A 10,269-nucleotide genomic window follows, 5' to 3' on the forward strand; every position below is an offset into this window, starting at 1 on the left:
CCTCGCAGGCGGCCAGCGCGGCTTCCAGTGCCACCGCCACCGTGGCCGGCGCGCGGCGGCGCTCGTTCGCGGCCAGCAGCGTGGGCGCCGGCCGCGCCGCTGCCTCCGCGGGGCAAATGCCCGCGCGCGCCCAGGCGCAGGCGGCATCCCAGTCCGGCAGTCCGCTGCCCCAGAAACCGATGCCTTCGACGATCGCTTCGCGCATGTGCTTCATTCCGCCTTGCCGAATACCAGCGAGCAGTTGTTGCCGCCGAAGCCGAAGGAGTTGTTCATCGCGTGGCCGATGTCCGCCCGCGCGTTGTCGAACCGGATCTGCGGACCGCAGGCCGGATCGGGGACTTCGCTGTTGAGCGTGCCCGGCAACAGCCCGTCGGACAAGGCCAGCAGCGCGAATACCGATTCGACGATGCCGGCCGCGCCCAGGGTGTGCCCGGTCCAGCCCTTGGTCGAACTGGCGTGCAGGGACGGCGGGAACAGCGCGGCCACCGCGGCGGCCTCGATGCTGTCGTTGGCCGGGGTCGAGGTGCCGTGCAGGTTGAGATAACCCAGCTGCGCCGGCTCCAGCCCGGCGCTGCGCAGTGCCTGTTCCATCGCCAGGCGCGCGCCCAGCCCCTGCGGATGCGGTGCCGACATGTGGTGGGCGTCGCTGGATTCGCCATGGCCGCACAACTGCAGTGCGGTCTGCGGGCCGGCGCCGGCGCGTTCCAGCACCGCGTAGCCACCTGCCTCGCCCAGCGACAGCCCGCTGCGGCGGGCGTCGAACGGCTGGCAGGGCGCGCTGGCGACCAGCTGCAGCGAGTGGAAGCCGAACAGCACGCTGCCACACAGCGTGTCGACGCCACCGACCAGGGCGGCGTCGGCGAAGCCGGCGTGGATCAGCCGCGCGGCCTGCGCGAACACCTTGGCGCTGGAGGAACAGGCAGTGGCCACGGTCACGCAGGGGCCGCACAGGCCGGTGGTGGCCTGCACGAAATCGCCCAGCGCGTGCGGGGTATGGATGCGCGGGCGCTGCAGGTCCGGCGGGAAATGCGCCACGCCTGCGGCATCGGTGGACAGGCGCGCATAGGCCTCTTCGGTGGCGCCGATGGCGGAGGTGGAGGTGCCCATCACCACCGCCACGCGGTGGGCGCCATGGCGGGCGACGACGCCGGCCAGTGCGTCGAGCAGGCCGTCCTGCTGCAGCGCCAGCCACGCCAGCGCGTTGTTGCGGCAGGCGAAACCGGCCAGCGCCGGCGGCAGCGCCACATCCTCCACGCCATCGACGCGGCCGATCCAGCAGTCCAGCGGATCGGCGCCGAAATCGTTGCGGCGCAGGCCGCTGCGGCCCTGCGCCAGCGCCTGGCGCTGCGCGTCCAGTCCCGCGCCCAGCGCGGTGGTAGCGCTGTGCGCGAGGATGTTCAGCGGGAGCAGGCGCGGTGGCGATGCGGCGGTCACGCGGTCTTCCGGGGCTTGGACGGGGCGCGAGTATATCGGGGTGCCGTCTGCCGCACGGTATCCGCCCGGGAGTGACGGCGTGCGCGTTTCTTGATGAAAATGAATGAAGCTTCGGCGAAGAAGCCGACAGCTCTGTAGGGCAATGCCTTTCACCGGCGTCAGGTTTCCGACACAATCTCCTGCATTCCCAAGCAGGGCAAAGCCCGCGGGCATGCAAGCCTACGTTTACAAAAGCCAACGCAAGCAGGACACCTACGTCTACCTTGCCAAGCGCGACGACTTCGACGCGATCCCGGCCACGCTCGGCGCCGCCCTGGCGCCTTTCGCGTTCGTGCTGGAGGTCGCACTGACCCCGGAACGGCGGCTGGCGCAGGCCGATGCCGCGCTCGTGCGCGCCAACCTGGCCGCGCACGGTTTCCATCTGCAGCTGCCGCCGCAGCCCCTGGCGCCGGTGAAGATCGCCCGCATCGACGGCCGCGATGACTGACGTCCTGCGTACCCGTGCACTCGGCGCGCTGGCGGTCGGCGCGCTGCTCGCGCTCGTTGCCGGGTTCGGCGGCATCGCGGCCGCGGTCGGCGGCCTGCTGGCGCAGCCGGCGTTCGCGCTGGGCGTGTCGTGGTGGCGGCGCACGCGCGCGGTCGCACCGCTGTCGGCGCTGCCGCGGCAGGATCTGCCGGGCCTGCTCGCGGTGTGGGCCGGCGGCACCCTGCTGCTGGCATTGCTGGTGTCCTGGCCGCTGGCCGCACTGCACGACAGCGGCAGCCTGCAGGCGGTGCTGGCGCTGTGCGTGGCGGTGAGCATCGTGGTGGCGGCGCTGTGGCGCACCTGGCCGCTGTGGCGGGCGCTGGAACGCGAGGGCGGCACGCTGCGCGCGCAAGCGCAGGCGCTGTCCGGCCGCGCGATGGATTCCTGGCACGGCGTCGGCGCGGCGCTGCTGTTGTGCCTGCTGTGCGCGGCGGTGGTTGCCCCGGCCTGGCCGGGCCTGGTCGGCGACGGCCTGCGCTGGCCGCTGGCTGTCATCACTGCGCTGCTTTCGCCGCTGCTGCATGCAGTGCTGCAGGCGTTGCCTGCGGCGCAGGCGGTGCCGGCAGCGGCGGTGCAGGTCTTCGACCCGTTCGCCGAGGCCCTGGCCGAACCGGCGCCGCTGGAGCCGATGGCGCAGCACGAATGGGTGCCGCAGCTGTACGAGGCCGCCCGCGCCGGTCGCGTCGACCGCGCGCTGCAGCTGCTCGACGCCGGCGCCGATCCGCATGCGCCGCCGCCGGCCGATTCGCGCGACCAGCGCAGCCTGGCGGTACTGGCCGCGGTGCTGCCCGACCTGCGCCTGCTGCGCGCCCTGATCGGCCGCGGCGTGGACGTGAACCTGGCCCATCGCGGCATGACCCCGCTGCTGGCGGCGACCCGCGACAGCTGGCACGGCCGCCCCGAGGCGGTGATGACCCTGCTGGCCAACGGCGCCGATCCGCGCGCCACCGATGCCGACGGCAACACCCCGCTGCACCACGCCGCGCGCAGTTCCGACCCCGGCGTGGCCGCGCTGCTGCGCGATGCGGCCGCCGCGATCGACGCGCTCAACCAGGAAGGCCACAGTCCGCTGGCGGTGGCCTGCCAGGCCGGCAACTGGCGGCTGGCCAAATTCCTGCTCGAACGCGGTGCCAAGGTCGAACCGGCCGATGGCGTACCGGTGCTCATTCCCGCCGCCGCCACCGAGGACGATGATCCGGCCGGCGTGCAGCTGCTGCTCAAGCACCGGGCGCGGCTGGACGCGCGCGACCGTAGCCGCCGCAGCGCGCTGCACGAAGCCGCCGCGGCTGGCCATGGCGACATCGTCGATGCCCTGCTTGCCGCCGGCGCCAATGTCGAACCGCGCGACGCCGCCGGCCGCACGCCGTGGCTGGATGCGGCCGCGCAGGGCCATGCCGGCGTGCTCGAACGCCTGCTCGCGCACAAGCCCGACGTCGCCGCGGTCGATGGCGAGGGCTGCAACGCGGTGCTGCTGGCCTGCCGCGCGGACAACGTGACCGCGGCGCTGGTGCGGCGCCTGCTGGACCTGGGCATCGCCGCCGACGTCGCCGCCGCCGATGGCCGCCGCGCCATCGACCACGCGGCCTCGGCCGGGCGCTGGAGTATCGTTTCGCTGCTGGACCCGGCTTATCCGCTGCCGGCAGCGGTCAGCGACGCGCTCGCCGGCGGCGAAGCCGGCGATGGCGCCGCCACGCCGGCGCAGCTCGACGACCGCGCGCCGCTGGCGCTGCTGCGCGAGGCGCTGGCCTTCGGCAACACCGAGGGCATGGCGCCGCTGGCGCGCCTGTGCGCGGCGCCGGAACTGGGCGGCCTGCTGCACGACGTGGAACTGGCGCTGCAGCCGCGCGTGGTGGACTGGCTGCTGGCGCAGGGCGCCGACGCCGAGGTGGCGGACGCCTGCGGCGATACGCCGATGTTCGCGCTGCTGGCGCGCGGCGTGGACGCCATCCCGACCCTGCAGGTGCTGCTGCGGCATGGCGTGTCGCCGGCCGGCCGCGGCGGGCTGGGGCGCCTGCTGGCCGCCTGCGTGCAGCACGACCAGGGCTCGCGCGGCACCGAACAATTCGCGCTGGAACTGCTCGAACGCGGCGCCGATCCGTTCGGCGCATCGCCGGCCGGCGATCCGCCGCTGGCGCTGGCGGTGCGCCTGGGCTGGTTGAAGGTGCAGCACTGGCTGCTGGCGCATGGTGTCGACCGCGAGGCGCGCGACAGCCACGGCATGACCGCGCTGCACCTGGCCACCGCGCTCGCGCGCGAGGCCTCGCTGAAGCTGCTGGTGATGCAGGGCGCCTCGCCGGACGCGCGCGCCGCCGACGGGCAGACGCCGCTCGGCGTGGCCCTGTCCAGCGGCCGCCGCGACCTGGCCGACTGGCTGGACTGGCGCGGCTGGCCGCTGCCGCTGCGCGCGCTGCGCGAAGCCGACGTGCCGGCCGCGGCGATGGCCGGCGATGCCGACGCGGTGCGCCGCCTGGTCGAACTGGGGCTGCCGGTGGATGCGGTCGATGCGCAGGGCTGCACCGGCCTGCTGCGCGCGGCAGGCGGCGGCCACGTCGCCACGGTGGACCTGTTGCTGGCGCGCGGCGCCGACCCGCAGCACGCGGCCGCCAGCGGCGCTACGCCGCTGTCGGCGGCGGTGAGCATGCGCCAGGCCGCCATCGTCACCGCCCTGCTCGATGCCGGAGCGCGCATCGACCACCGCCTGCCCGGCGGGGTCACCGTGCTGATGCTGGCCGCCGCGCTGGGCCTGCCGGACATCGTCGCCAAGCTGCTGACCGCCGGCGCCGACGTGCACGCCGGTGACGACCAGCAGCTGGCACCGCTGCACTGCGCCGCGCTCTATGGCTTCACTGCGCGTGACCGGTCGCGCCTGCTGGCGCTGCTGGACACCCTGCTGCTTGCCGGTGCCGAACCGGACCAGCCCTCGGCCGGCACGGTCACCCCGCTGCTGCTGCTGCTGGGTGCGCGCGCCGAACCGGGCACCGCCTGCGACGAACAGGTGGTGCTGGCCGCGGTCGAGCGCCTGCTCGACGAGGACGTGGCGCTGGACGTGCGCGATCCGCGCGGTTTCGGCCCGCTGCACCTGGCCGCCCTGCACGGCCTGCCGCTGCTGGTGCAGCGCCTGCTGCGTGCCGGCGCCGACCCCGACCTGCGCGATGCGCTGGGCCGCAGTCCGCGCGAGATCGCGGTCATGCGCGGTTTCATCGACGTGGCCGGCGAATTCGAGCCGGCGGTGCCGGGCGTTTCGTCGATGGCGCGGTTCCTGCGCGATCGCGGCTGACTGCGCCGCACCCGCGTCCTTGCTGCTGCGAGGGAACGCGGCAATGGCCGCGGGCGGATGATCCCGGCGTCGGCATATTTCGACAGCACCGCACGGCAGCCGGACGCGCTGCTCGCGCAGGAGCGGCTTCAGCCGCGATGGCGCGTTCCCGGTAAAGCTTCTTCGCGGCGGTAGCGGCTCCCGCAGGGCGCCGGGAGGCGGGCTATTCGCCGCCCGATGCCGGCCTTTCCGCTGCGACCTCGCCGTCGCCGGCGTCGGCTTCGAACAGGTGCATCAGGTCGGTGCGGGCGTCGCGCGAGGTCTGCATCACCGCGGCCTCGTCGTCGTAGACCAGGTGCTGGGCCTTGAGCAGTTTCTCGTCGTGCTCGCGGAAACGGCGCACGTGCTCGCGTGCCGTGTGCTCGGCGATGCCCAGCGCGGTGAGCACGCGCTCGCTGATTTCCAGGCTGGAGCCGAACACTTCGCGGAACGGTTCGGCCGACATGTCCATCAGTTTCCAGGCGTGCTGGCGGTTGCGCGCGCGCGCCAGCACCCTTGCCTGCGGGTACAGCCGGCGTACCAGCCGCACCGCGCGCAGGTTGGTGTCCGGGTCGTCCATGGCCATCACGAACACGCGGATCTGGTCGCCGCCGGCCGCGCGCAGCAGGTCCGGCCGGGTCGGGTCGCCGTAGTAGAGGTGGTTGCCGAAGCGGCGCAGGTCTTCCACCGTGTCCGGATCGGCTTCCAGCGCCACGAACGGGATGCGCTGCGCGGTGAGCAGGCGCGCGACGATCTGGCCGAAGCGGCCCATGCCGGCGATCAGTACCTGCGGATGCTGGGCCTGCGCATCGTTCAGATTGTCCGGCGCGCGCTCCGGGCCAGCGCTCGGCGCATGCGTCCCGAGCAGGTGCTTGAGGCCGATCATCAGCAGCGGGGTCAACGCCATCGACAGGCTGACGATGGCGACCAGCCGGTCGTGATCGATGCGGCCCAGCAGGCTGGCGCGCTCGGCCTCGTTGAACACCACGAAGGCGAACTCGCCGCCCAGCCACAGCACGCTGCCCAGCATCAGCGCGCTGCGCAGCGGCATCCGCGCGGCCAGGCCGATCAGCACCAGCAGGCCGAACTTGACCGCAAGCAGCACACCGACGCCGATGGCGATCACCGTCGGCTCGGCGGCGATGCGCGCCAGGTCGATGCTCATGCCTACCGCGATGAAGAACAGCCCCAGCAGCAGCCCCTTGAACGGTTCGATCTGCGACTCGATCTCGTGGCGGAACTCCGAGTCGGCCAGCAGCACGCCGGCCAGAAACGCGCCCAGGCTGGGGCTCAGGCCGGCCTTCTGCATCAGCCAGGCGGTGCCCAGCACCACCAGCAGCGCGCTGGCGGTGAACACTTCCGGCATGCGCGTGCGCGCGACCATGCCGAACAGGTAACGCAGCACCGGCCGGCCGAGCAGGATCACCACGGCCAGCGCGCCCACCGCGGTGGCCACGTTCTGCCAGGTGAGGGTCTCGTTGCGGATGCCGCCCAGCAGCGGGATCGCCGCCAGCAACGGGATCGCGACCAGGTCCTGGAACAGCAGGATGGCGAAGCCGAAGCGGCCGAAGTCGCTGTTGAGCGCCTTGTGCTCGGACAGCAGCTGCAGGCCGATCGCGGTGGAGGACAGCGCCAGCGCGGTGCCGATCACCAGCGCGCTCTTCCACTGGAAGTGGTACAGCAGCAACAGCCCGCCGAGCACGCCGGCGGCGGTCAGCACCTGCAGCGTGCCGCCGCCGAATACCGGGCGCCGCATCACCATCAGCCGTGCCGGCGACAGTTCCAGGCCGATCAGGAACAGCAGCATCACCACGCCGATCTCGGCGGCGTTGAGGATGCGGTCGGCATCCTGCACGAAGGCCAGCACGTGCGGGCCCAGCGCCACGCCGGCGGCGAGATAGCCCAGCACCGCGCCCAGCCCGAACCGCTTGAACACGGGCACGGCGATCACCGCCGCAAGCAGCAGCACCAGGGCCAGCTCCAGACCGCCGCCATGCATCGGTATCACGCTCTAAGAAAAGTGAGGGGGAACGGCAGCGTGGCGGCCGGATCGGGCGCAGGCGCATGCCTGCACGGAAGAGTACCGCGCACCTGCCGGCTTGGAAAATTTCACGGAACGCCGCTTGACCGCACCGCGCGACGGTCGCAGACTCGCGCAGCCGCCGGTCCATGCCGCGCGGCGATCCCTTCGGAGTCCCACCCATGCCCAGCGACAGTAGCAGTCGATCTCGTTCGACGCCGGTGACGGCGAACGCCTGAGTGGGTGGTTCGCCGGTGCCGGCGTTGCGGTCGCAACCCAGCAGCCGACCGGGTCGGCAAGGCGAAACACGATGAACCAGAAGCAACTCCTGCGGCCGGCAGCGGACGCCAGCACCCTTGGCGCGCCCCTGGCGGAGTTCAACACCGCCGACGCGGTGGTCTACCTCAATCAACTCGAACAGGCCGATGCCGGCGCCGTTCTGGCTGCGCTGCCGTTGCCGCGCGCGGTCAAGCTGCTGGAAGCACCGGAACTGCAGCGCGCCGGCGAACTGGTCGCGGCGATGCCGCCGGCCCGCGCCGCCGCGCTGCTCGGGCTGATGGCCGACGACCGCGCCACCGACATCGTCCACGAGCTGGACGAGGACGAGCGCGCACGGCTGATCCCGCTGCTCGACCCGGAGGCGCGCCGCTCGATCCAGCTGCTGCTCAGCTACCCGCCCAACACCGCCGGCGCGCTGATGACCACCGAGTTCGTCAGCGTTCCGGCCGACTGGACCGTCGCCCAGACCCTGCAGCACATCCGCGAGGTCGAGCGCACCCGCGAGACGGTCTACGCGATCTACGTGCTCGACCCGCAGACCCGGCAGCTGCTGCAGGTGGTGACCATGCGCCGGCTGATCACCGGCGCGCCGTCCGATTCCATCCTCGACGTGGCCCAGGTCAATCCGCCGGTCAGCGTCGGCCCGCAGCTGGACCAGGAAGAGGTGGCGCAGCTGATCCGCCGCCACGACCTGCTGGCGATCCCGGTGGTGGACGCGCGGCAGCACATGCTCGGCATCGTCACCGTGGACGACATCCTCGATGCGCTGATCGACGAGTCTACCGAGGACGTGCACAAGTTCGGCGGCGTCGAGGCGCTGGACCGGCCATACATGCAGATCGGCTTCTTCGACATGATCAGGAAGCGCGCCGGCTGGCTGAGCGTGCTGTTCCTCGGCGAGATGCTCACCGCCAGCGCCATGCAGCACTACGAGGACGAGCTGGCGCGCGCGGTGGTGCTGACCCTGTTCATCCCGCTGATCATGAGTTCGGGCGGCAACTCCGGCTCGCAGGCGACCTCGCTGCTGATCCGTTCGCTGGCGCTGCACGAGCTGCGCCTGCGCGACTGGTGGAAGGTGGCCCTGCGCGAGGTGCCCACCGGCGTGGTGCTGGGCGGCATCCTCGGCCTGCTGGCCATCGTGCGCATCACCGTCTGGCAGCTGGCCGGCCTGCACGACTACGGCGAGCACTGGAAGCTGCTGGCATTCACCATCGGCGCGGCACTGGTGGGCATCGTCACCTTCGGCTCGCTGTCCGGGTCGATGCTGCCGTTCGTGCTCAAGCGCCTGGGCTTCGACCCGGCCAGCGCATCGGCGCCGTTCGTGGCGACCCTGGTGGACGTGACCGGCCTGGTCATCTACTTCAGCATCGCCGCGATGATCCTGGGCGGCACGCTGCTGTAGCGCGCTGGCGGTCCGGTGGCGGGCGGTTGTCGCAGGCCTGGCGTGGCACGATCGGCGGCATTGCCTACAGTAGTGGCTCCCTACGCAGGAGCCATCACATGGAGCAGGGCATGAAGCTGGACCCGTCGATCGTCCGTCGCCTGCGCGAGGCCAGGCACTGGTCGCAGGAGCAGCTGGCGGCCGCCGCCGGCCTGAGCCTGCGGACCGTGCAGCGGGTGGAAACCGAGGGCGTCGCCTCGCGCGAGACCCGGGTCTGTCTGGCGGCTGCGCTGGATACCGATGTCGGCGCGATCCTGGAGGCCGCATCCGGTCCGGTCGCCGCGTTCCGCTGGAGTCCATGGATGCTGCCGATCCTGGCCGGAGTGCTGGTGTTTGCCGTCGGCACCATGCTGGGCGTGCCGCGGATCGTCGATTACTGCGCGATCCTGCTGGTCTCCACCGGCGTACTGGGCCATTCGCTCCGGAAGTGACTGCCGCCGCGGGTCGCCGCACGGCGATGCCCGTTTGATCCAGCTCATGCCATCGCCCCCCGCACGCGTGTACCTTTGATCGCGTTCCCGTTGTCGGCGTCGCGATGAGCACCTATCACCTGCAGACCGTGTTCCGTCCCCGTTCCGTGGCCGTGGTCGGCGGCAGCCCGCGCGAACGCTCGGCCGGGCGCGCGGTGGTACGCAACCTGCGCGCGGGCGGCTTCGCCGGGCAGATCGGCTGGGTCAACCCGCGCCATGCCGAAATCGACGGCATGCGCACGGTCAAGCGGCTCAAGGACCTGCCGTGGGTGCCGGATCTGGTGGTGGTCACCACGCCGGCGCCGATGGTGCCGCAGGTGGTGGCCGCCGCCGCCGAGCTGGGCGTGGCCGCAGCGATCATCCTCACCGCCGGACTCGGCCGCGGTGCCGGCTCGCTCGCCGCGCAGGTGGAAGCGGCGGCGCGGCCGAAGGGCATGCGCATCCTCGGCCCGCACTGCCTGGGCGTGATCGCGCCGCACGCGCGGCTCAACGCGTCCATCGCCGCGCACACGCCGCAGGCCGGCGACCTGGCGCTGATCTCCGAATCCAGCGCGATAGCGGCCGCGCTGGTGGAGTGGGGCGTGGCGCGCTCGATCGGCTTCTCCGCGGTGGTCTCGCTGGGCGACGCGCTGGACGTGGATTTCGGCGACCTGCTCGACTACTTCGCCGCCGACTACCGTACCCGCGCGATCCTGCTCTACGTCGACCAGATCAGCGACGCGCGCAAGTTCATGTCCGCCGCGGGGGCGGGCGCCCGCGCCCCCCCCCGGGTGGGGGGGAAGTACGGGGGGGGTGGCGTTTTAA

At 72.4% G+C, this 10,269-nt stretch carries 7 protein-coding genes and 1 pseudogene; 5 read left to right on the forward strand and 3 right to left on the reverse strand.

What is annotated here, in order from left to right; genetic code table 11:
• Together QMX80_RS16480 and QMX80_RS16485 are read right to left on the reverse strand one after the other, a co-directional pair.
• Window positions 1–205 (reverse strand): annotated as a pseudogene (locus QMX80_RS16480) (hypothetical protein); the annotation flags it as partial.
• Window positions 206–210: 5 nt separating this feature from the next.
• A complete protein-coding gene (locus QMX80_RS16485) occupies window positions 211–1,410 on the reverse strand; it encodes a beta-ketoacyl-[acyl-carrier-protein] synthase family protein (RefSeq protein WP_282278245.1) in 1,200 nt (399 codons plus the stop codon).
• 235 nt (window positions 1,411–1,645) lie between these two features.
• On the opposite strand from QMX80_RS16485, the gene QMX80_RS16490 reads away from it, so the two are divergent.
• On the forward strand, window positions 1,646–1,921 hold the full coding sequence (locus QMX80_RS16490) for a YcgL domain-containing protein (protein WP_055767125.1): 276 nt from the start codon (window positions 1,646–1,648) through the stop codon (window positions 1,919–1,921).
• Window positions 1,914–5,237, forward strand: a complete 3,324-nt coding sequence (locus QMX80_RS16495) for an ankyrin repeat domain-containing protein (protein ID WP_282278241.1) — start codon at window positions 1,914–1,916, stop codon at window positions 5,235–5,237. The genes QMX80_RS16490 and QMX80_RS16495 overlap by 8 nt, the downstream gene beginning before the upstream one ends.
• A gap of 202 nt (window positions 5,238–5,439) precedes the next feature.
• Here QMX80_RS16495 and QMX80_RS16500 read toward each other — a convergent pair whose 3' ends face one another.
• Window positions 5,440–7,254: a monovalent cation:proton antiporter-2 (CPA2) family protein gene (locus QMX80_RS16500; RefSeq protein WP_055767119.1), complete on the reverse strand. Its 1,815-nt coding sequence runs from the start codon at window positions 7,252–7,254 to the stop codon at window positions 5,440–5,442.
• A 331-nt stretch (window positions 7,255–7,585) separates the two neighbouring features.
• On the opposite strand from QMX80_RS16500, the gene mgtE reads away from it, so the two are divergent.
• From mgtE to QMX80_RS16515, 3 genes are all read left to right on the forward strand, one after another.
• A complete protein-coding gene (mgtE, locus tag QMX80_RS16505; RefSeq protein ID WP_055767116.1) occupies window positions 7,586–8,956 on the forward strand; it encodes a magnesium transporter in 1,371 nt (456 codons plus the stop codon).
• 98 nt (window positions 8,957–9,054) lie between these two features.
• Entirely contained in the window at window positions 9,055–9,426 is a 372-nt protein-coding gene (locus QMX80_RS16510; protein WP_273081454.1) for a helix-turn-helix transcriptional regulator, read from the forward strand.
• 104 nt (window positions 9,427–9,530) lie between these two features.
• Window positions 9,531–10,269 (forward strand): CoA-binding protein (locus tag QMX80_RS16515; protein ID WP_282278244.1); only part of this gene is annotated, 739 nt, incomplete at its 3' end.

The sequence above is a fragment of the Stenotrophomonas sp. PS02297 genome (genome assembly GCF_029959705.1).
GTDB classification, from domain to species: Bacteria; Pseudomonadota; Gammaproteobacteria; order Xanthomonadales; family Xanthomonadaceae; genus Stenotrophomonas; species Stenotrophomonas nitritireducens.

Coding starts and splice junctions, on each gene's coding strand:
- mgtE (WP_055767116.1), top strand. CDS start 7,586: ATGAACCAGAAGCAACTCCTGCGGCCGGCAGCGGACGCCAGCACCCTT.
- QMX80_RS16510 (WP_273081454.1), top strand. CDS start 9,055: ATGGAGCAGGGCATGAAGCTGGACCCGTCGATCGTCCGTCGCCTGCGC.
- QMX80_RS16495 (WP_282278241.1), top strand. CDS start 1,914: ATGACTGACGTCCTGCGTACCCGTGCACTCGGCGCGCTGGCGGTCGGC.
- QMX80_RS16500 (WP_055767119.1), bottom strand. CDS start 7,254: ATGCATGGCGGCGGTCTGGAGCTGGCCCTGGTGCTGCTGCTTGCGGCG.
- QMX80_RS16490 (WP_055767125.1), top strand. CDS start 1,646: ATGCAAGCCTACGTTTACAAAAGCCAACGCAAGCAGGACACCTACGTC.